We start from the raw sequence: 21,543 nt of genomic DNA, 5'->3' as shown, positions 1-21,543 counted from the left end.
GGTCGATAAGGGGTCAGGAACCGTTCAGCGGGTTTAGGGTCTGATTAGAACCGGACCCGAACATGAACGTTCAAACAAGGGGCGAAGGATGTCGAGTCGGCTTAGCAACACGAAGGCAGTATGGCAGCGCGCAGCGCCTGTGTTGCTGTGTGTTGCTGCGGCATCGGCACTGGTCCCTACCGCCGGTTGGGCGCTCGCTGGATTGGGCGATGCAGCCGCTTCCGACAATACTACCCAGACATTCACACCCGCCAATGTCGATCCGGCATTGGCGCTGCGCGTTGCGCAACGGATCGAGGCGAAGGGTCTGGCTCTGCGCTTCACGCCGGCAAGCTCCGCCGCACGCAACGAACGCCCGGTTACAGTGGCCGTTCGGGTGGACGACAAAACTGCCAAGGCGATTTCGATCCGCACGGCCATCAATTCGGTAATCGACGCGGAAGCGGGCAGGGACAATCGCCTGCCGGCGACGGTCGCGGTTGCGCCTACTCGCTATAATCTCGGTGTCTCGCGCGGGTATCAGAGCTTCGCCAAGCCGAGCGCGGTTTCTCCGGTCGATCTGCCCGCATCTTTGGCCGGTCCCAAGTCGCTGTCAGGCAAAGTTCGCGACATTTCGATGCCCGATCTCAGCAGTTACAAGTCCAGCGTCGGTGGCAATGACAAGCCGAGCCGGTTCCAGCCGCGCATCGCACTGGAACAGCAAGCCCGCACCGGACGCACGCCGAGCACGCTGCAGGGTCTCGGTGAACAGTCGGTCGATGTTGGCGGTGCCTATTCGATTACCCGCAATCTCGATGTGACGGCCGGTGTCCGGGTGTCGCAGGATCGCGCGCGCCTCGCCCCGCTGACAGACACTGCGTCGGACGATCAAGCGGTCTATGTGGGTACGCAATTCCGGTTCTGAGCGCCTGCCCGCCCACCCATTTAGTCTGAACAGGATTACACCCCGCCACCTTTGGCGGGGTTTTTGTTGGCGCGGCATTCGCCATTCATTATCATTCCCTCCAACGCGCAGCCGCAACAAGCGGCGCGCCGATCGACAGGGAGAATGATGAGATGGCGAATGAAGGTAAGGCGAATTCCACTTCACGAATAGCAATCGTCACCGGCGGTACGCGCGGCATCGGCCGGGCCATTTGCGAAATGCTGGCGAGCGAAGGGCGTACCGTCATCGCCAATTACGGCGGCAATGACGACGCGGCCCGCGCCTTTACGGACGAAACCGGCATCGTAACGTACAAATGGGATGTGGGCGATCATGAGGCCTGCATCGACGGCTGCGCCAAGGTCGAGGCGGATGTCGGCCCGATCGATATCGTGGTCAACAACGCCGGCATAACGCGCGACGGGGTGCTGCACCGGATGACATATGACGACTGGCACGATGTGATGCGCGTCAATCTGGGCGGGTGCTTCAACATGGCCAAGGCTTGCTTCCCCGGAATGCGGACGCGCAAGTGGGGCCGGATCGTTAATATCGGCTCGATCAACGGGCAGGCGGGCCAGTACGGGCAAGTCAATTACGCCGCCGCCAAATCGGGCATCCACGGCTTTACCAAGGCACTGGCGCAGGAAGGGGCACGGTCGGGCGTGACCGTAAACGCCATCGCACCGGGCTATATCGACACCGACATGGTCGCCGCTGTGCCCGAAGCCGTGCTGGAAAAGATCGTCGCCCAGATCCCCGTGGGCCGATTGGGCCATGCGGAGGAAATCGCGCGCGGCGTAGCGTTCCTGGCGAGCGAGGATGGCGGCTTCGTCACCGGCTCCACGATGAGCATCAATGGCGGCCAGCACATGTACTGATCTGCGCGGGCGTTTGGGTGCGGGCGTAACTTGCTAGTCAGGATACGGGGTCTGGGACAACCTCGCCGTTCGCCTTATCGGGGCCAGACTTGTCTGCTTTATCGGCGGACCGGGCATCTGCAGCTTCGAGATCGTTTTCGATGCTTTCAGCCTTTTCCTCGATTTCAGCCTGCGCCGCCTCGAACCGTTCGTCGAAATCGGGCTCGCTGTCGCAGCCTGATAGTACGAGCGCAAAACCCAGCAAGACAGCCACCTGCCGCATCAATAATTCTTGCGGTATCGCACGTTCACATCCGTGCCGCCCGATCCACCGGCACGGCTCAGGATCGACAACGCCGGCGTCAGGCTGATTTCCAGCTGCGTTGCGGTAAACCCGCGCGCATCGGTGACCAGCTCGATATAGATATCATCGGTAATGTACTGTCCGGCCGCAAGAGCGGTGCCCTGGCCGGTGGTGTCGTCCGGTCCGACGATCCGCAGCCGGTCGACACCCGTGGCAGAGCGCAGCTTGCCCAATGGATTGAGCCCGCCGCCGGTACTCCGCAGCGAATTGAGCGAGGCAGCCAGCTGCACCGCCTGAATGGCGGACAGATTGCCGACCGAATTTCCGAACAGAATGCGCGAAACAATCTCGTCCTGCGGCAAGCCGGGCGAACTGGAGAAGGCGACTTGCGGGTCGTAGGCGCGGCCGGTCACGTTCACGTTGACCGTTACATCTTCGATATCGTCGCTCGCCACCAGACGGATGGTCGGGTTGATCGTGCGCCCACCGGTAAAGCCTATGCGGCCTTCTTTTAGTTCGAACGAACGACCGGCGAAGCCCAGCGTACCGCGGATCAAATTCACCTGGCCGGCCATTACCGGGGCAGCGCTGGTGCCTGTGAGTTTGAAGTCCGCGCTCCATTCCGATTCCAGGCCCATGCCCGAAACATACAGCTTTTCAGGTGCGCGCAGGCCGATATCGAGCCGTAGCAGCGAGAACGCTCCGGTCGCTACATTGGCAGGCTCGTCACCGGTGATGCGCACCGGACCCTTGGGCGGCTTAAAGCGCACCCCTGACAGGACCGGTATTTCGGCAGCACCCTGTCTAACCACCTCATATCGCGTTTCCGGTAGGCGCAAGGTGCCTGCGAGCAGCGCTGTCTGCCCGGCAGCCTTGGTCAGACGCAAATCGCCATTGGCGCTCGCGGACAGTGCATCGCTTTCAGCAAGTCGCGCATCGTCGAGCTTGATGACTACATTCATGGGGTAGCCGCTGTCGGATGCCAGACCGACGAACCCGCTGGCAGAGACCGTGCCGTTGCCGGCAGCCGCCTGCAGCCGGGTAATTTCCAGCCGGCTTCCGTTGAACTTGCCCTCGATCGCCATATTGGCGAGGCGCGTGCCGTAAGTCTGGTTCTCGTAAGTGAGGTTCTTCGCCCGGATGATGCCGTTGAGGCACGGGTCGGACACGCGGCAGGAGAAATCAGCTGCAATGCCGATTGGACCGGACAGGCGCTGGTCGGGCTGCCCGGCGAGCGAGAACAGCGTGTCGGCCGGGCCGTTATACCGCACACCGCCACCTAAGGGCGCTTCCAGCAGGCGTGTGGTCCAGGGGCCGGTCCCCGGCGGAAGCGGCGTCAGTGAAAGATTGAGCCGCCCGATCACGCTGCCGCGCCGCCGGATTACCGCGCGCGCATCGCCGCCATCGGCCAGCAGCTTGCCTACGAAGTTCACATTGACCGGCTGACTGACCGAAACCGCCGTGGTACGGGTGAAATTGCGGATCGACAGACGCGCATCGGCGCGCGGGAAAGCATTGTCAGCTTGCGCGAAATCGAGGCTGCCGGTCGCGTTCCCGTTGATCCCGAGCCCGGGCATGAAAGCGTTCACGATGTCAAGATCGATTTTATCGAGCCTGCTCTGCACCTTTAGCGCACCCTCGCCATAATTACCGGCCAGCCGCAAATTGCCGCGGCCGAAATCGATCCGCGTCGGAAGCAGCCGGTAGTTGCCGTCGCCCGGCACGATGCGCGCAGGACTGGTCGTTGCAAAGCTGATGCCGCGTGCCTTGCCCTTGATTGCGGCACGCCAGAGATCGGGCTGGAGGTCGGCATTGGCGGCCACGCGGAAAGGCACGCCGCTTTCGCCGGTTGCCAGCAACCGCGCAGTGCCACGCCCGCCGCGATAGTCGATCTTGGCCCGCGCCGTGGAGATGAACGCAGCGCCCAGCTGCGTATCGGCGAGCTGCGCGTCGGCCACGACATAGGGCGTGTCGTACAGCACCACGCGCGCATCGACGATTGCTCTGCCGATGCTCAGCGCCATCGGCCCGGGCATGGTCGCGTTGCGCGCGCGCAGATTGACCAGCGCCTCCTGGTACTGGCCCTCCGCACCCAACCGGACCACCCCGTCGAAGCCATTGCCGGTAGCATTTAGCCGGCCTGCAAACGGTCCGGATGCGGTCTGCACCAGCGCCCCATTGAAATCCACGCCGCCCAGATTGGCGCTGCGAACATCGATGGCGAGATTGGCGCCCTGTTTCAGGATGACGTCCGCGGTTAGCAATCCGTAATCGGTATCGCCCCGTGCGTTCAGCCGGTAACCGCCATCGGCGCCTGTGATCTTGGCATCCAGATTGGCGAGGCCGATACCGAAATCCGGATTGTCGGCCAGGATCGTGGCTTCGGGGTTGGTAATCGTGCCCGCCACCCGCACCCCGACCTTGCCATAGGCGTCGGTAAAGGCGGTGCCGTTGAACGCGATCCGGCCGTCCGGGGAATAGCTGCCGCTGCCGCCCGTTATGCGAACCAGCGGCGCGCGCACGGTCAGATTGGAAAAGCGCGCCACCCCATCGGAGCCATACCGAACATCCGCCGCCGCCACGGCATTCCCGCCGAGAAAATCGCGTACGCCTTCATTGGCGATTTGCCGCGAGCGCAGATTGACGCGGCCGGCAAGGGCAAAGCCGTCGCCTTCGGTCTGCAGGTCGATATCGGTTTCGATATCGAAAATACCCACGCTTTCAACGCGGTAATTGTCGATCCGGCCATCGACCGCGCCGGTATAAAGCCCGGTGGACATATCTGCGACCAGGATCAATCCCGCATCGATCCGGTCCGACCGCAGGCGCATATTGTCGGACAGGATGCGCGGCCCTTCGATGGCGAGATCGCCGTCGAGCCGTACATTCGCAAGCGAGCCGCCCGCCACCGTGTCGAGGCCTGTGATCCGCCCGATACGCGCAGAAATCGGGATCATGATGCGGTCGGCATCGATGCGTGCCTCACCCGAAGCGGTCAGGTTTTGCAGCCCCATGTCGTTCATCACGATCCGGTTTGCGTTGATTGTGTAATCCACCACCGGCGTGGCGAATGCCCCATCCAGTGTCACTATGCCGCGCAGGCCGCTGCCGCGCAGGTTCTCCGCCAGAACCGACGGTTTGAGAAGCACGAACGAGGCCTTGAACCCGTCGAAGCCGTTGGTCGCAAGATCGATGATGCCGTTGGTGTTGAGGCGGAATGCGTCGCTGGAAATATTGCCCGCCAGATCGACGCGGCGATCTTCCGGCGTGGCGGTCAGATCGACATTGGTGATTGGACCGAGCAGCGCCTGCGCCTGCGCCTGCCCCTGCAGCAATCGCGCGATACGGGTGGGGCCCTTTACGGTGAATACCCCGTCGCGCGCAGTCAGGTCGAGCCGGGCGAACGCGCTACCGGCAAGGTCGGAAACCAGCCTGCCGTTCCAGCTTTCCCAGCTACCCTTGCCCGAAAGCTTGACCGTCAGCGGATCGGTCAGCCCGGACAGCGCGGCAATCACTCCGTCCGCCGGCGCGTTCAGGTCGAGATCGAGCGCCAGCCGGTTGTCCTCCGGTACCGCATCGAGGTCGAGCACGAACCTGTCACCGCCCGCGCGACCCCTGCCAGCTACCGTGCCGCCGGACGCCTGCACCTGAGCACGGCCATCGGAAATATGCGCCTCGCCCAAGAGCGAAAGCACACGCCGCTCGCCCGAAACCGGCGCTTCGGCAATGAACTGATCGATTTCCAACCTGCCGATATCGATGTCGAGATCGGGCAATAGCGGATCATCGGATGGCGGTGTGTCGGCGAATTCGGGAAGCCTCGCCAGGATTACGCGCTCCGCCACGGCCGAAGTGATGTCGATATGACTGCGGAGCGCCTTGAACGGGCTGTAATCCAGCGCGACCTGCGGCACGGTCAGGAACACGCCCTTGGGATCGGCAATTTCCAGATCGTGCAGCGTCATTTCGCCATAGATCGACCCCTCGATGCGCCCCACGCGCACTTCCATGCCGTTCTCGAATTCCAGCCCTTCGATCTGGTTCGCAATGAACCGCTTGCCGGGGCCGGTGTTGAGGCCGAACAGCACCAATGCGGCCAGAGCAACCAGGCCGAGCAGAACAATGCCGACCCATTTGGCGATGGTTTTGGGCCAGTTGTGCCTCTGTCCGCTCGCCCGCTCGGGATGCCGCTCGCGCTCCTCCACACGATCCACCGCGTCAGGTTCGGTTCCAGCATCGATGACGGTCGGGTCTGTCATCAGAATGCCTGCCCGATGGAAACATAAACATTGATCCGCGATTCGCCTTCACGCCGATCGAGCGGGGTTGCCAGATCGACACGGAAGGGGCCGAAATTAGTGTAGAACCGCCCGCCGATACCGGCCCCGAAACGCAGGTCCGAAAAGCCCGGTGTGGTGCTGTCATACACTTGTCCGGCATCGATGAAGCCAACCACACCGTAATCGCCGAACCGGTAGCGGACTTCGAAGGATGCTTCGTTGAAGCTGCGGCCTCCGATCGGGCGCGAGATGAACGGGTTGTCCTCCTCGTCCGGATCGGTCGGATCGAAATCGGGGTTGGGCTCGATCGATTTGGGGCCGAGCTGCTGGTAAGCGAAACCGCGCACCGATCCCCCGCCGCCGGCATAGAAGCGGCGTGAGGGTGCGAGGTCGAAGCGGTCGATGCCCTGAATGGTCCCGGCACTGGCCCGGGCCGCAAGCACGATGGAATCGCCGAAGGGGAAATATCCCGATCCATCCACCCGCGCCCGGACATAGGGCGAAAATCCACTGTTCAGCGACCCCTCCGGCTCGATCAGCGCGGTGGCACGGAAGCCCTTGGTCGGATTAAGCAGGCTGTCCGAACGGTCGATGCCGATCTGGCCCGTCAGGCCGCCGATAAAGAAGGTGCGGTCCTCACGCTCCTGCGTTTCGACGTTGAAGTCATCTTCGATCGTGCCCAGCAATTGCACGCCATATGCATAGGTGAACGGCTTCTGCCACAACGGCGTGCTATCGTAGCTGACACGGGCTGCCAACCGGCCGGTCAAAGCCTCGAACGCTTCGTAATCGCTGCGAAGTGCTTCGGCCACGGCGGTGAAGCTGCGATCGCGGCGGCCAGCGTTGGAACGGCGGAAGGTCACGCCTGCGCCCTGTTCCTGCGTACCAAGCACGGCCTGCGCGATCAGCGCGCCTTCGGGCGGGAACAGGTTGCGGTGCGCCCAGCTGCCCGAAACTCGCAGACCCTGTCCGGTGCCGAAGCCCGCACTCGCCGCCAATGTGCGCGGCGGGGAGGCGACCTGCTCGACCGCGATATTCACATATTCCGTGCCGTCGCCCGCCACTTCGCCGGTCAGTTCGGGCACGACCGAGGCGGTGCTGAGGAGCCCGGTTGCGATCAGTGCCTGCCGCAAATCGTCGACCATGCGGCTGTCATACAGTTCGCCGCGTTCGAAGCGCGCCAGCAGGCCGACATGCTCCGCATCGAAGGCAATCTCGCCGCCATCCGCCGGACCTGTGGTAAACCCGCCAAACCGGGCACGCGGGCCGGTTTCTACCGGCAGCGTATAGACGCCGTCATCGGTGTCGGGGTCGAGCAGAATGTCCCGCTGGCCGACTTCGGCAAACGGATAACCCTGCTGTGGCAAAGTGACGGCAATCTGCGCTTCGACACCCTGTACACGGGCGGCGATAATCGGATCGCCCACTTTCAGCGCCATGTTATCGGCGATCAGGGCGTCCGGCACAGTCCGGTCTGCCAGCACGTTGATTTCGGCAAAAGTGTATCGCGGCCCCGGCACCACGTCGATCACCGCTGCCAGCGGCTGGCCGTTAACTTCGGGAGAGCGGTCGATGCGGCTTGTGATTGTCGGACTGTAATAACCCTGCGCCGCCAGCAGCGTTTCAATGAGCCGGCTGTCTTCCTCCAGCCGCGCAGCCACTTGCGCGACGTTGGAAGCCTCTCCATCGCCATCTTCCAGCGCCGAAAGATCTTCGAACTGATCGCGCAGGGAGATTTCCGTATCGGCCTCGGCCAGTTCCAGCCCGTTGACGACGGTGCCATATTCCACTTCCAGAATTTCGGCATCGGCTTCGGTTTCGGCAAACTCGACCGGTTCCACATCGAACGCATCGAGTGCAGGCAGCGGCACCGTCAGTTCTGCGTCGCGCACCGGCGCATCGCCGATTTCCTCCACTGGATCGCCATCCACCAGCGCCGGGATCGGCGCTATCTCGTCGTCTGGCGGCCCCACGCTACCTTCAATACCAGTTTCAGCACCGCTGGTTTCAGCACCGGCGTCGGCCAGAGCCTGTTCCTCGGCCAGGCGCGCCTCGAATTCGGCGATGGATTCCATCGGCCGGTCGAGTTCGATATCATCCTCGGCCGAAAGCTCGGGAATATCCTCCGCGAATTCCTCGTCGGTGACGATCGGTTCTATTTCCGGCAGTTGCGCATTGAGCGGCGGGGCCGGTACGTCCAGCTCCATCTGCACGACATCGCCGTCCGGGCGCTGCTCCGCACTATCTTCCGGCGGCGTAGTCTGGCTACCATCTTGCGCAGATGTCGGTGCAGCCAGCAAAGCCACGGACAGGGCGCACAGCCCGGTACCGGCGCGAAACGCGCAGGTGAGGGCACGATTGCCCGATCTGGTCCCGCTCGCGTCCATTGTTTTCAACCCCGGCACGTGCCAGTTGGGCCCCATGCAATCACTCGATCAATCCGGCAGCAACATCCCTGCCGAGGGAACCGATGGGGATCCCGACTCAGCTTCCGTTCCCATCCACAACCAAACCGAGGCGGTAACGATACCGGGCGCTGCCGCCAAGTCCCCTTGGCAACTGCCCGCATCCGCCTGGTGGCAGATTGTGAAGCGGGCCTTCATCATGGCGGGTTTCCACAACCTGAACCTGCTGGCGGCGGGCGTGGCGTTCTTTACCTTCCTGGCCATCACACCGCTCATCGCCGCCACGGTCATGACGTACGGCCTGATCGGCAATGTCGAGACGGTGGAACGGCAAATGCAGGCGGTAACCGAATTCGTGCCGAGCGATGTCGCATCGGTTGTAAAAAACCAGCTGCTCGGCGTGGTGACGGCCAATGCCGGGGTGACGGGCTTCGCATTGGCTATCGCATTGTTCTTCGCGGTATTCGGCGGGATGCGCGCGGCGAACGGATTGGTGGCGGCGCTCAATGTCATCAACGAGGAACATGAAACGCGCGGGTTCCTGCGCGTCACCATGCGTGCCGCCTTGCTTACGCTAGCGGGCGTGGCCATCGCCATTACCGGCGTCGTCAGCGCCAGTGTGTTTGCCTGGCTGCAAGTGTCCTCCACACCGCTACTGGGACCGATTGCCGAACGCGTGGTCGAGGTGCTGACCTGGATCGTGGCGCTGACCCTTGGCAGCATAGGCTTTGCCGTCATCATGCGGTTCGCGCCTGACCGGACGCGCGCGCAATGGCGCTGGTTGATGCCCGGAGCCCTGTTATCGACGCTGTTGTTCCTGATCGTGTCGTTCGGCTTTTCGCTCTACGTCGCTTACGTATCGGACTACAACGCAACCTATGGCTCGCTGTCGGCGGTGGTGGTCTTCCTGATGTGGCTGTTCCTGGCGGCTTACGGCATCCTGATCGGCGCGCTCGTCAATGCCGAAGCGGAACGGCAGACATTCAAGGATTCCACTATCGGGCCGGATCGCCCGATGGGGCAGCGCGGCGCGGTGCTGGCCGATAGCGACATGCTGGGCGGACATAGCGAAGCGATGGCGGAGAAGAAAAGGCGCCGGCATGCGCGGCATCTCGCGCAAAAGGCCGCGCGGGAGGATGCCGGGCAGCGAGCGGGCGGGAGTTAATCCGTGGGCACGCCCTATCACCCGCCGGTAAAACGATCGGTCGAGATCGCGGGACACAAGACCTCCATCAGTCTGGAGCCGGTTTTCTGGGACATGCTGCGCGCCGTTGCTGAAGCCGAGGGCTTGCCGATTAACGCGCTGGTGGCCCGGATCGATGCGGAGCGTCTGGAAGCGGACACGGTGCCGGGCCTAGCCGGCGCAATCCGTATCTGGCTGGCCACCCGGCCTTGATTTAGCTGGTCGGCGCATCGCGGGTCCCTGTGAAGACCGCCACGGTCTTTCTGACCGACGAACCAAGTTCGATGTTAGAACCAAGCAAACGCATTTCTAAGCGCAGCCTACACAGAAAAACGCCGCCATGACGATTGCATGGCGGCGCTGTTTCATACCCGGACCTACACCAATCTTGTCAGTAATTGGCGGGCGGATCGCTGGCGGGGAAGCTTTCGTCGAGTTCCTCATCGGTCTTCGTCCAATTCTTCGGCTTGTCCCGCATCTGGTCTGCGCCAGCATTCCGGACAGTACCGGTCTGGTCCTCGTCGAATGCCGCTGGTGAAGTGTTCTGGCTTTCCTGATATTTCTTGTACCCGAAATAGCCGAGGCCGCCCAATATGGCCATTCTTATCAAACCCATAATCCGTCTCCATAATGCGTCATGCCCTATCAACGGGCAATCGTATCAATGGGTCCGGTCTTGCTACATATCACGTTGGCCCGAACTCTGGATTAGGAGAAGTCTGGTCAGTCGTCGCCCACACGCTCGATATCGGCGCCGACCAGCTGCAGCTTTTCCTCCAGCCGTTCGTAGCCGCGATCGAGGTGGTAGAGGCGCCTGACCTGCGTTTCGCCCTTTGCCGCCAGCCCAGCGATAACAAGGCTCATCGAGGCGCGCAGATCGGTGGCCATGACCTCGGCACCGGTCAGGCTTTTGACGCCTTTTACGATAGCCGTACGGCCCTGCGTGTCGATATCGGCACCCATCCGGATCAGTTCGGGAACGTGCATGTAGCGGTTTTCAAAGATCGTTTCTTGAAGGACGCTAGCGCCTTCCGCCATCGTCAGCAGCGCCATCAGCTGCGCCTGCATATCGGTAGCAAGGCCGGGATAGGGGGCGGTAGACAGATTCACCCCGCGCAAGGGGCCGTTAGCAGAAATGGTGACGCCTTTCTTGTCGGCTTCACATACGACGCCGATGTTCCTCAACGCGTGCAGCGTGCTGGCCATGTCGGTTCCGTCCGCGCCTTCCAACCGGACATTGCCGCCGGTGATCGCGGCGGCACAGGCGTAGGAGCCGGCTTCGATCCGGTCGGGCATGACCTTGTAGGTCGCACCGTTCAACCGTTCCTGCCCGTGTATGATCAATTCGGATGTGCCTATACCCTCGATCTCCGCGCCCATCGCCACCAGCAAATTGCACAGATCGACGATTTCCGGTTCACGCGCCGCGTTCGACAACCGGCTGGTGCCTTTCGCCAATGACGCCGCCATAACCGCGTTTTCGGTTGCGCCGACGGAAACCACGGGGAAGGCGTAATCGCCGCCTGACAGCCGGCCGCCCTTGGCCACCGCTTTCACGTAACCCTGCGCCAGCTCGATTTCCGCGCCCAGCGCTTCCAGCGATTTGAGGTGAAGGTCGATGGGGCGATTGCCGATCGCACAGCCGCCCGGCAGCGACACCGTGGCCTCGCCCGCGCGGGCCACCATCGGGCCGAGCACGAGGATGGAAGCGCGCATCTTGCGCACCAGATCGTATGGCGCAACGGTGCCGGTCAGGCGCGTCGCCTCGAACGTGATAACCCGGCCGAAATCTTCGGGACGCTTGCCCTGAATGCCGGTCGACACGCCGAACTGCGTCATCAGATGCTGGAAACCGTCAATATCGGCGAGACGCGGCAAGTTGCGCAGCGTGAGCGGCTCTTCGGTCAGCAGCGCGCACGGTATCAGCGTCAGCGCGGCGTTCTTCGCGCCGGAAATCGGAATGGTGCCGGAAAGCGTCTTGCCGCCGCGTACGAGTATCTTGTCCATGGGGCAGAGGCTTTAGCGGTTTCGCCCCACACGGCAAGATGCGCCCCGTTCGAGATGCCGTGCCCCCGAACTTGCGGCGGGCGCTTCTGGCGGGACAGGGCGAAGCATTTGATGCGCTTGACGCCGGCTTGCCCCGCTCCCTATCCCCCACGGCATGACCATCCGCAAACCGATCAAGAAAGCCGTCTTTCCCGTGGCCGGGCTGGGCACGCGTTTTCTCCCCGCGACCAAGGCCATACCGAAGGAAATGCTGCCTATCGTCGATCGGCCGTTGATCCAATATGCGGTGGACGAGGCGCGCGAGGCGGGGATCGAACAGCTGATTTTCGTGACCGGACGCGGCAAGACCGCGATCGTCGAACATTTCGACGTAGCGTTCGAACTGGAAGCCACGATGACCGAGCGCGGCAAGGACATGTCCGTGCTCGACGCAGCGCGCGCCACGCCGGGCGATATCATTACTGTGCGCCAGCAAGTGCCCATGGGGCTGGGCCATGCAATCTGGTGCGCGCGCGCCATCGTGGGCGACGAACCCTTCGCCATCATGCTGCCGGACGAATTGATGGTAGCGCAAAAGGGCGGCGGCACCGGTTGCATGAAGCAAATGGTGGAAGCCTATGAGGAGGTCGGCGGCAATCTCATCTCCGTACTGGAAGTGCCGCATGACGAGGTATCGAGCTATGGCGTGATCGATCCGGGCGCGTCAGGTCTGGGAGCGAACGGCGCGCTGACGGAAGTGCGCGGGCTGGTGGAGAAACCGCCTTTGGACGAGGCTCCATCGAACAAGATCGTATCGGGCCGCTACATCCTGCAACCCGAAGTGATGCGCACGCTGGAAACCCAAAGCGCCGGCGCAGGCGGCGAGATCCAGCTGACCGACGCCATGGCCAGGATGATCGGCGGCCAGCCATTCCATGCCGTGACTTTCGCCGGCAGGCGCTTCGATTGCGGCAGCAAAACCGGCTTCGTCGAAGCAACGCTGGCTCTGGCGATGGAACGCGAGGACATGGGCGAGGAGGTGCGCGCCATCGCCCGGCGTTTGCTGGGGTAGGTTTAGGGGTCGCTAAGGTCGATCCCTGCGGCATTAAACATCTGTAACAATCGCCCGACTTCTGTGCCTGCCATGGTAGTGGTGAGGCTATCGTTGATTTCTATCAACATCTCCTTGAAGCCGATAAGCCGAACAGGATTTCCACCAAGAGCCTCTTGGAATGGTTTATGGTTCTCCCACATCCCTCTATCTCCGCGAATTTTGGAAACTGCAGTAAAATATGTGAACTCACGGCTCCCTGTTGCGACCTCAATTGCGTCAACAAAAGCTTCGGACCATTTGGGCTTCGTCAGTTCGCGAAATCCCTGCCACGCTTTCCTGCCACGTATCGTTTTGTCATTCATTATAGCGCTTAGTTCGGATGAAGGTCTGAAGCCGTTTTGCCAACTCTTACAACTCACCGCGACGACGCGCTCGGGTCCAACTTTCTTCGGATGAAACCCGATTATATCGATGTCGCTATGGTTTGAGTCCATTCGGCTGTCGTGCTCAGGATGATCGCGGCGGGGTAAAAATTTTACATTGTGTTGCACGAAATAGCCGCGATGGATCAGGAACTCCTCGACGACCTGTTCTAAAATATCTTCTTTGGTCGCCATCTCAAGCCGTCCTCACATCAGCGTTAGCCCGCCATCCACCGTCAGGGTCTGTCCGATCATATAGCTGGCCATGGACGAGGCGAGGAACATGGCGGCGTCGGCTATCTCGTCCTGTTCGCCAGTGCGGCGCAGGGGGATGGTCCGCAATGTCTGGGCCTCGCGCTTCTCGTCTTCGAACTGTTGCGCGGTCATTTTGGTGCGGACGAAACCCGGTGCGATACCGTTTACGCGAATGCCGTCGCGCGCCCATGCCAGCGCCAGCGCCCGGGTGAGCGCGATGGCGGCCGCTTTCGAAGCGCCATAGGCAGGATTGGTCGCGGTGGCCTTGTATCCGGCGATGGAACTGACGGTGATGAGCGAGCCCTTCGTGGCGGCCAGCAGCGGATGCATCAGCCGCGCGCAATCCATCAGCGAAGTGAGGTTTACATCCACCACCTCGTCCCACGCATCGCGGCGATATTCCGCAAGGTCGTATTTGACCACGCCTTGGCTGAGCATCGCGATATCGAGCGTCTCGGGCAGGCTTGCCGCATCGAGCGAAGCGCGGTCCGCCACGTTGACCTGCGCGTAATGCAGCCCTTCCATATCGGAATCGCCGTAATCCGACGCTGCTGCTTGGGTGCCCCACACATGGACCGTTGCCCCGGCACGGCGGAACGCCTGCGCGGTCGTGTTGCCGATCCCGCTCGACCCGCCCACCACCAGCGCGGTCTTGCCGGAAAAGTCGAATGGGTTGCCGGCTAGGTTCGGGGCGGTATCGGTCATGGTCGGTTCTCCTGCGGCAACACGCCGCCGCGTCGGTTGGTGTCGATCGGAATTAGCTGTGCGAAGATGATGTGTCGTCTGGCGAAGCTTTGGGCAACCGGCGTTTCGAACCGCTGTCCTGTGGTTGCGAATCCTGGCGCTGCTTACCTTGCGACCCGCGGTCTTGCTGCTCGCTATCGGTCTTATGTTCCGGTTGCGACCCTGACTGCGACGCCGACTTCGATGCTGGCTGGGTAAGGGCGGGCCGTGATGCGGCAGGAGTGGCTTGCGCTTCCGCTTCGCTCGCGCCCTCGACCAGCTTGGAAAGCGAGGAGCCGTCCAGCCCCAGCTCCTTCATCAACCCGTCGAGCACTGGTGCCTGTGCACGATAGGCAAGCGCGGCCGACACGGCGTCACCGGCCAGATTGCCCGATCCGCTTCCGGAGCCATTCGACCCGTCCCCCGAACCACGGCCCGAACCGCCATTCTGGGTCAGCCCGTCGACCTGTACGATCTTGATCGAATCGATCGCTTCCATCGGCTTGGCGCTTTCACGCACCAGGTCCGGCATCACCTCGAGCAGCGCCAGCTTTGTCTTGAGCGAGATTTGATCATTGGACAGGATATTGGCCGCTTCGTTGACTGCCTTCTGGCCTGCGGCTTCCACTTCGAAACGGACGCGGGCCGCATCGGCGCGCAGTTTTTCCGCTTCCGCTTCACCCTGCGCTTCAAGACGCTGGGCCTCGGCGCGGTTGGAAGCGGCATCCTTTTCCGCTTCGGCTTCCACCCGCACGTGGATGGCATCGCGTTCCGCCGCCTTGGCCGCCTCGATCAGCTCGATGCGCTTGTCGCGATCGGCCACTTCGGTTTCGCGGGCGGTCTTCACGCCCTCTTCCGCTGCAACCGCGCTTGCGCGAGCTTCGTCGGCCTGCGCCTTGGCCTGGCTTTCCTCGCGACTTTTGTTCTGCACCGCGATCTGTTGTTCCTGACGGGCGATTTCCAGCGCGCGGGTCTGGTCGATGCGCGCCTCCTCCACCAGCCGGTCGGCCTCGATTTGCTGGGCGTCGACCTGCTTCTTCGCTTCGATCCGGGCGGCATCCGCCTCGCGGTTGCGTTCGGCCTGTTCGCGCGCAATTTCGGCGGTCTGTCCAGCGCGGCGAACCTCGACCTCGCGTTCCTGTTCCAGCCGCGCATATTCCTGGTCGCGCCCGATTTCGAAGCTTTTCTGATCCGCCTCCAGATTCTTTGTTTCCATCTGGACGCGCGTGTCCTGTTCGATGTCGTTGCGCGCTTTCTTACGCAGCTCGATCTGCTCGGTCAGCTTGGTCAGACCTTCCGCATCGAAAGCGTTGTTGGCATTGAAATGTTCGATGCTGGTCTGATCGAGCCCGGTCAGTGAGACCGATTCCAGTTCCAGCCCGTTCATGGCGAGATCGCTGGAGGACACCTGCTGCACCTTCTGCACGAAATCTGCCCGCTGTTCGTGTAGTTGGTTCATGGTCATGCCCGCCGCGACCGACCGCAGCGCATCGACGAATTTGCCTTCGACCAGATCCTTCAGCGCTTCGGGTTCCATCGTGCGTAGGCCCAGCGTCTGCGCGGCCATGGCAATAGCGCCTGCATCGGGCCGCACGCGAACGTAGAATTCCGCCTTTACGTCGATCCGCAACCGGTCGAGCGTGATGAGCGCGTCGGCATTCTTACGCTCCACTGCAAGCCGCACGGTGTTCATGTTGACCGGCATCGTTTCATGCAGGACCGGCAGCACCAGTGCGCCGCCATTCATCACCACCTGCTCGCCCCGGAACCCTGTCCTTACGAATGCGACTTCCTTGGTCGCGCGGCGATAAAGGCGCGTGATTACGAACGCTATAATCAGCAGTACAGCCAGTACGGAGCCGGCCATAACGGCGAGTTCGATCAGGTTTTCCATGAGTTCCCCTCAGTAGGATTGTTTGGGTGTTGGCAGGTCGCCGGCGGAATGACACGCCGGTCAGGGCGAAAGATTGCGTTGCTCCATCGACTGGGCGAAAAATATGTCGCCTTCGCGGCGGACGAGCAGGACCTGCTCGCCCTCCTGCAAAGTCTCCGTATCGTCATGCGGTTCGACCATCACGAAATGCGGATGGCCATGGAGGTCAATTACCTTGGCACGGGCGGATGAGGCGCGCCGTGCGGTACCGGTTTGGATATGCGCACGGCGGCCGAGCAGGCTGTCCACGGTGACAGCGGTGGTTTCGTCCTGCGGCAGGATACGGCCGAGCGGACGGGCAAGCGCGCCGGTGACCGGCACCGCTGCAGCCCCGGCGCCCAGCGCCGCCAGCCAGGGAAGCACCGGCGCGCCCAGCACGGCCACCGCCAGCATCTGCCCGCTTATTCCGATCAGCGCGAAGCTCAGCAAAAGCAATGAGAGCCAGATCATGAAGGGCACACGGCCAAGGCCCGCAACGCTCATCAACCCGTCGATCGGACCGCCGCCGGTCGCACCGTCCGCGTCGAAGCCGGGGTCCATTTCGGCATCGGTCCCATCGAGCAAATCGCCGATACCGACCATCTGCAGCAGGAGCAGCGCCAGCATTACTGCCAGCGCCAAGCTGAAGGGCAGGTTGTAGTCGGCCAACAGGGTCAAGCCGCCCTGCCTTTTATGTGCCGATACAATGGACTGCCCACGTGCCTCACCCCTTATCTGCTTGGCGGCAAGCTATCAGAGGCAAAGCACCCGTTCCAGCGATATCGGATTGAAAGCACCTGCCGACACGGCGTTCATCGGGCGTGGTGATACGTCAAAAGAAAAGCGACGAACCCTTATCGGGTTCGCCGCCTCAAATCCCGTCCAAGGGTTAAATTGATACTGGCTTACTGACCGCCGCGGCCGCCTTCGGCCATGGCCAGCGCGAACGCCTGCTGTGCCTGGCTTTCGACCATGTAAGGTACGGGGTTCACAGCCTTACCAGCGATCCGCACTTCATAGTGCAGGTGTGGTCCGGTGGAGCGACCCGTGGAGCCTACATAGCCGATGATCTGGCCTTTCTTCACACGGTCTCCACCGCTCACGGCGAGGCGCGACATGTGGGCGTAGCGTGTCTGCAAGTTCGCGCCATGGCCCAGGCTGACATAAAGGCCGTAGCTGGAGAACCAGTTGGCCCGCTCCACGATACCGTCAGCCGTGGCGTAAACCGGCGTGCCGGTCGGTGCAGCGAGGTCGACACCTTTGTGACGCTTGCGCTTGCCGAGAACAGGGTGGGTCCGCATTCCGTAATCGCTGGTCAGCGCAGCATTGCTGAGCGGCATGCGCGATGGAACCGATACTGCCGGCGCAGCGGTTTCCGATGTGACATCGCCGCCATCCAGATCACGCCATTGCGCGAACATCTTTGCGAATTTGGCATCACCCTTGTCGAAGGGCGAGGATATTGCGGACATTTCGCTGGTAACACTTACTGCGGCTGTTTCGGCGGCGGCTGGTGCCGCACCCATTGTGAGGGTTGCCCCGGCCAGAGCCGCGAAGCCCATGGCAAAACGCTTGGTAAAGTTGCCTGCAAAACCCATCCCGAACCTTCTTTCCGGTGCCTCTGACACCGTTGCGACCCCGGTTTCCCGGCTGTCATGCAAACCTGCGACCCCTCGCAGATAATGCGTTTCAAAAAATATTTTGAAGCAATCCGGAACCCCATCCCGCTTCGTGCATTTGTGGGTTAATCGGACAATCCTTAACGGGACAAGTGCGTTTATCGCTGGTCACGACAGGATGCATTCAACGCGGGTTGAACCGTTGAAATGCGCTTAAAACTGCCATTTTTTCAAACAGGAAGCGCACCGTCTGTGCGATTTTCGTACCTGAACGCGCTATCCTGTGGAAATCACAGACTGCACTCTTGCGCTGATTCGCAGCGATTGCGTTCCGGTCGTCAATTCCAACGTGGGCTGATCAGGACCGTATCGTCACAGAGCCTGCGCCGCAGCCAGAACTTCAGCAGCATGACCTTTCACGCGCACCTTGTTCCAGACCTGCGCGATGGCGCCGTCCGCCGCAATCAGGATCGTGGTGCGGACCATTCCCATATAAGTTTTCCCGTACATCTGTTTCTCGGTCCAGATGCCGAGCGCGTCCGACAAACCACCGTCAGCCGCGTCGGTGGCCAGCGGGGTTTCGAGATCATGCTTGGCAATGAAGTTCCGGTGCTTCGTCGGCGAATCCTTGCTGACACCCAGCAGGGCCGTGTCCGCCGCAGCGAAGTCCTTCGCCAAAGCTGTGAAATCCTTGGCTTCCGTCGTACAGCCCGGCGTATTGTCCTTGGGATAAAAGAACAGCACCAGCTTGCGGCCCTTGAATTCCGTTGGGCTCACGGAGCCGCCAGCAGGTGTTTCCATAGCAATGTCCGGGATCGGCTGGCCGTGTTGCAGAATTTTATTATCCAGGGTCATATCTCGTCCTTAAATCTTTCGCCGAAAATGTCGGCCCATGCATTCTTTACCGTATCGCGCGCGGAGGTGAACGCACTCTCGACCTCCATCATGTCTTTCAACCGGCAGCTTTTCGCCAAAACATTCGCCGGGCGCGCGGGGGGCTTGGTTCCGTCAGGGGCGAACAGGCGCCCGGCCACCAGCAGCCGTGTCATCAAACGATGCGCCTTGCCGATACCGTCTGGCAAATGACCTGCCGTCTCCAGCGTAGCGATGGCTGCCGTAACGTCAGGTGAAAGGCCGGTGCGATGACGCAATTGCAGATAGTGAACCAAGAACTCGCAATCGACGAGCCCGCCACGCCGCAACTTGGCGTCAAGTTCGCCTTGAGGTGCCTTATGCGCGGCCATTTCAGCACGCATGGCCATCACGTCGGCGCGCAACTTGCCAGGATCGCGCTCCGTCATGAGTACGCTTTCGATGACTGCGGCAACTTCCGCCCGGGCTTCCAACGATCCCGTCAGCGCACGCGCGCGGCACAGCGCCATATGCTCCCACGTCCACGCATCCTGCCGCTGATAGCGCGCAAAGCTGTCGAGGCTGACAGCCAGCGGCCCCTGCGCGCCTTGCGGCCGAAGCCTTGTATCAACCTCATACAAAGCGCCCTGCGCTGTCGGCACGCTGAGCGCCCCGCCAATCCGCTGCGCCAGCCGGTTGAAATACAGCGTCGCACCAAGCGGTCGATCCCCATCGGATTGGGCCGCATGGTCGCCCGTGAACAGATGCACGATATCGAGATCGGAAGCATGGGTCAGCGCCCCGCCGCCCAGCCGCCCCAGCCCCAGCACCACCGGCTCCGCGCCTGGCACGCGGCCATGGGCGATGGCGAACTCCTCCTCCGCCGCATGTTGCGCCACCGTCAGCGCCGCTTCCGCCACGCGCGCCAGCCCTTCCGCAATGTCGAGCGGGTCCTGCGCCGCCTCGATCAGTTGCACACCCAGCGCAAAGCGTTTCTCGCCCGTCACGATGCGAATGCGGTCGAGCTGGCGTTCGTAATCCTCTACCCCGCGCCGCATACTCGCGGCGATGGTGTCCACCGGGCCGGGCAGATCAAGCGCACTGCGGTCAATCAGCGCGTCCAGCAATTCCGGCCGCCGCGCCAGCCTATCCGCCAGCGGCGGAGCGAGGGTGATGATGTCGACCAGCTGATCGAGCAGAGCGGGCCGCGCTTCCAGCAGGCGGAACAAGTTGATGGCGCTGGGCAACTTTTCCAGCAAAGTCTCGAACCGCATCAGTGCGCGCGCCGGTTCGGGTGCAGCAGCGAACGCCTCCAGCAGCGCTGGCAGCAACGCATCGAACGCCTCACGCGCGCCGTCGGAACGCAGTGCGCGAAACCGGCCATCGCGCCAGCCAGTGATGCGCGCGGCCAGCCGTTCGCCTTCACCAAAGCCCATGGCGCCTAGCTGCCTTGCAAGCTTGCGCTCGTTCGGGCGCGGGGCGGGTGAGGTGTCGTCTGTCTCGATCAGCGTATCGAAAATACGCGCGACGTCGGCGGTTGTTTTGCGCAGATCGTCCAGCAGCGCCGCCCCATCCGCAAAGCCGTCGAGCCGGGCCAGCGGATCGAGCGCATCGCCGGCCGGCAGACTGTGCGTCTGCTGGTCGCGCACCATCTGGATGCGGTGCTCCGCCGTGCGCAGTCGGTCGTATGCGGTGCCTAGTATCTCCGCTTCCCGCGTGCCGATCCGCTCGCTCGCCACCAACGCTGCCAGTGCGGGCTTCGTACCGCGCACCCGCAGCGACGGATCGCGTCCGCCATGGATCAGCTGGTGGGTCTGGGTGAAGAATTCAATCTCGCGGATACCGCCGCGCCCTTGCTTGAGGTCGAAGCCGGGCTGCGGATGCGGCGGGCCGCCATTGGCGCTGCGTATGCGGGCGGTCAGCTTGGCGATTTCGCGCGCTGCCCCGAAATCGAGGCTGCGGCGCCAGACGAAAGACTGGATCGCGTCGAGAAATTGCGCGCCAGCGGCGATATCGCCCGATGCTGCGCGCGCGCGAATGAACGCCGCGCGTTCCCACGCCAAAGCGGAGCTTTCGTAATGCGACAGCGCGCCGCCCAGCGGGATGGCCAGCGGGCTGACTTCGGATTGCGGGCGCAGCCGCAGATCGACGCGGAACACATATCCTTCCGCCGTCACGTCGGACAACAGCTGCACTACGTCGCGGGCATAACGCTGCGCCGCTTCGCCCGGCTCGTCGCGCGGACGGCGCGGCAAGTTGTCGGGATCGTAGAGCAGGATGGGATCGATGTCGGAGGAGTAGTTCAATTCGCCCGCGCCATGCTTGCCCAGCGCCAGCGCGATGAAGCCTCTGGTCGCGTCGTCGCGCGCCAGATCGGGCAGGCGGCGCATCACGGCCGCCGCCATCGCCGCATCCAGCGCCCTGTCCGCCAATGCCGACAACTCCGCCATGACCCGGTCGAGCGAGAATGCCCCTGCCAGATCGCCAATGGCCAACGCGATGGCGAGAGCCGTACGTTCGCGCCGCAGGGCGACACCGACTTCCGCGATCCCTTCGCCGGCCGCGCGGGCATGAGCCAGCGCCGCCTCGCCGTCCCCCGCCGCCAACATGGTCGCCAGGTCCGGCAAGCGGTCCAAGCCGCGCGCGAGAAACGGTGCCTCGGCGCGGGCGCGTTCGAGCGCCGATGTCCAGTCCGGTTCCATATCGCGCGTCCTGACGCGGCGGCACACTTGTGGCAAGCATGCACGCTACCTTGCCTAGCGC

At 62.6% G+C, this 21,543-nt stretch carries 17 protein-coding genes; 5 read left to right on the top strand and 12 right to left on the bottom strand.

Features of this window, described 5'->3' with window-relative positions; all coding sequences use genetic code 11:
• Positions 1-88: 88 nt before the first annotated feature.
• Together HME9302_RS12390 and phbB are read left to right on the top strand one after the other, a co-directional pair.
• On the top strand, positions 89-904 hold the full coding sequence (locus HME9302_RS12390; protein WP_147270822.1) for a hypothetical protein: 816 nt from the start codon (positions 89-91) through the stop codon (positions 902-904).
• A 152-nt stretch (positions 905-1,056) separates the two neighbouring features.
• Positions 1,057-1,806 (top strand): acetoacetyl-CoA reductase, encoded by a 750-nt coding sequence (gene phbB, locus HME9302_RS12385; protein WP_115367268.1) that lies wholly within the window; start codon positions 1,057-1,059, stop codon positions 1,804-1,806.
• A gap of 37 nt (positions 1,807-1,843) precedes the next feature.
• On the opposite strand, the gene HME9302_RS12380 is transcribed toward phbB, so the two are convergent.
• From HME9302_RS12380 to HME9302_RS12370, 3 genes are read right to left on the bottom strand one after another with little or no spacing between them, the layout of a single operon-like run.
• Positions 1,844-2,068, bottom strand: coding sequence for a hypothetical protein (locus tag HME9302_RS12380; protein WP_115367267.1), 225 nt, complete (start codon positions 2,066-2,068; stop codon positions 1,844-1,846).
• On the bottom strand, positions 2,068-6,348 hold the full coding sequence (locus HME9302_RS12375) for a translocation/assembly module TamB domain-containing protein (protein ID WP_115367266.1): 4,281 nt from the start codon (positions 6,346-6,348) through the stop codon (positions 2,068-2,070). Before HME9302_RS12375 ends, HME9302_RS12380 begins: the two co-directional genes overlap by 1 nt.
• Positions 6,348-8,792, bottom strand: a complete 2,445-nt coding sequence (locus HME9302_RS12370) for an autotransporter assembly complex protein TamA (protein ID WP_230080003.1) — start codon at positions 8,790-8,792, stop codon at positions 6,348-6,350. The genes HME9302_RS12375 and HME9302_RS12370 overlap by 1 nt, the downstream gene beginning before the upstream one ends.
• Between HME9302_RS12370 and HME9302_RS12365 the strand changes: the two genes are divergently transcribed.
• Together HME9302_RS12365 and HME9302_RS12360 are read left to right on the top strand one after the other, a co-directional pair.
• The gene (locus tag HME9302_RS12365) at positions 8,791-9,939 is read left to right on the top strand and encodes a YihY/virulence factor BrkB family protein (protein ID WP_115367265.1); all 1,149 of its coding nucleotides are present in this window, start codon (positions 8,791-8,793) and stop codon (positions 9,937-9,939) included. The genes HME9302_RS12370 and HME9302_RS12365 overlap by 2 nt on opposite strands.
• A gap of 3 nt (positions 9,940-9,942) precedes the next feature.
• Positions 9,943-10,170 carry a ribbon-helix-helix domain-containing protein gene (locus HME9302_RS12360; protein ID WP_115367264.1) on the top strand — a complete coding sequence of 76 codons (228 nt, stop codon included), beginning with the start codon at positions 9,943-9,945 and terminating at the stop codon, positions 10,168-10,170.
• A gap of 178 nt (positions 10,171-10,348) precedes the next feature.
• Here HME9302_RS12360 and HME9302_RS12355 read toward each other — a convergent pair whose 3' ends face one another.
• On the bottom strand, positions 10,349-10,573 hold the full coding sequence (locus HME9302_RS12355; protein ID WP_115367263.1) for a hypothetical protein: 225 nt from the start codon (positions 10,571-10,573) through the stop codon (positions 10,349-10,351).
• Positions 10,574-10,680: 107 nt separating this feature from the next.
• Complete coding sequence (murA, locus tag HME9302_RS12350) at positions 10,681-11,964, bottom strand: UDP-N-acetylglucosamine 1-carboxyvinyltransferase (protein WP_115367262.1); 1,284 nt, start codon at positions 11,962-11,964, stop codon at positions 10,681-10,683.
• Positions 11,965-12,118: 154 nt separating this feature from the next.
• Between murA and HME9302_RS12345 the strand changes: the two genes are divergently transcribed.
• Positions 12,119-13,015 (top strand): UTP--glucose-1-phosphate uridylyltransferase, encoded by an 897-nt coding sequence (locus tag HME9302_RS12345; RefSeq protein ID WP_115367261.1) that lies wholly within the window; start codon positions 12,119-12,121, stop codon positions 13,013-13,015.
• Positions 13,016-13,017: 2 nt separating this feature from the next.
• On the opposite strand, the gene HME9302_RS12340 is transcribed toward HME9302_RS12345, so the two are convergent.
• The 7 genes from HME9302_RS12340 to HME9302_RS12310 form a co-directional block, all read right to left on the bottom strand.
• Positions 13,018-13,614 carry a hypothetical protein gene (locus HME9302_RS12340; protein ID WP_115367260.1) on the bottom strand — a complete coding sequence of 199 codons (597 nt, stop codon included), beginning with the start codon at positions 13,612-13,614 and terminating at the stop codon, positions 13,018-13,020.
• Positions 13,615-13,626: 12 nt separating this feature from the next.
• Positions 13,627-14,379 (bottom strand): SDR family NAD(P)-dependent oxidoreductase, encoded by a 753-nt coding sequence (locus HME9302_RS12335; RefSeq protein ID WP_115367259.1) that lies wholly within the window; start codon positions 14,377-14,379, stop codon positions 13,627-13,629.
• Between the two features lie 52 nt (positions 14,380-14,431).
• Entirely contained in the window at positions 14,432-16,264 is a 1,833-nt protein-coding gene (locus HME9302_RS12330; RefSeq protein ID WP_115367749.1) for a flotillin family protein, read from the bottom strand.
• Between the two features lie 87 nt (positions 16,265-16,351).
• On the bottom strand, positions 16,352-16,987 hold the full coding sequence (locus HME9302_RS12325) for an OB-fold-containig protein (protein ID WP_115367258.1): 636 nt from the start codon (positions 16,985-16,987) through the stop codon (positions 16,352-16,354).
• Between the two features lie 227 nt (positions 16,988-17,214).
• Positions 17,215-17,907, bottom strand: coding sequence for a M23 family metallopeptidase (locus tag HME9302_RS12320; RefSeq protein ID WP_230080001.1), 693 nt, complete (start codon positions 17,905-17,907; stop codon positions 17,215-17,217).
• 393 nt (positions 17,908-18,300) lie between these two features.
• On the bottom strand, positions 18,301-18,783 hold the full coding sequence (locus HME9302_RS12315; RefSeq protein ID WP_115367257.1) for a peroxiredoxin: 483 nt from the start codon (positions 18,781-18,783) through the stop codon (positions 18,301-18,303).
• On the bottom strand, positions 18,780-21,482 hold the full coding sequence (locus HME9302_RS12310; RefSeq protein WP_115367256.1) for a bifunctional [glutamine synthetase] adenylyltransferase/[glutamine synthetase]-adenylyl-L-tyrosine phosphorylase: 2,703 nt from the start codon (positions 21,480-21,482) through the stop codon (positions 18,780-18,782). The genes HME9302_RS12315 and HME9302_RS12310 overlap by 4 nt, the downstream gene beginning before the upstream one ends.
• Positions 21,483-21,543: the final 61 nt, after the last annotated feature.

It is taken from the genome of Alteripontixanthobacter maritimus (genome assembly GCF_003340475.1).
GTDB lineage: Bacteria > Pseudomonadota > Alphaproteobacteria > Sphingomonadales > Sphingomonadaceae > Alteripontixanthobacter > Alteripontixanthobacter maritimus.
This window is presented reverse-complemented; position numbering and strand designations above follow the sequence as displayed.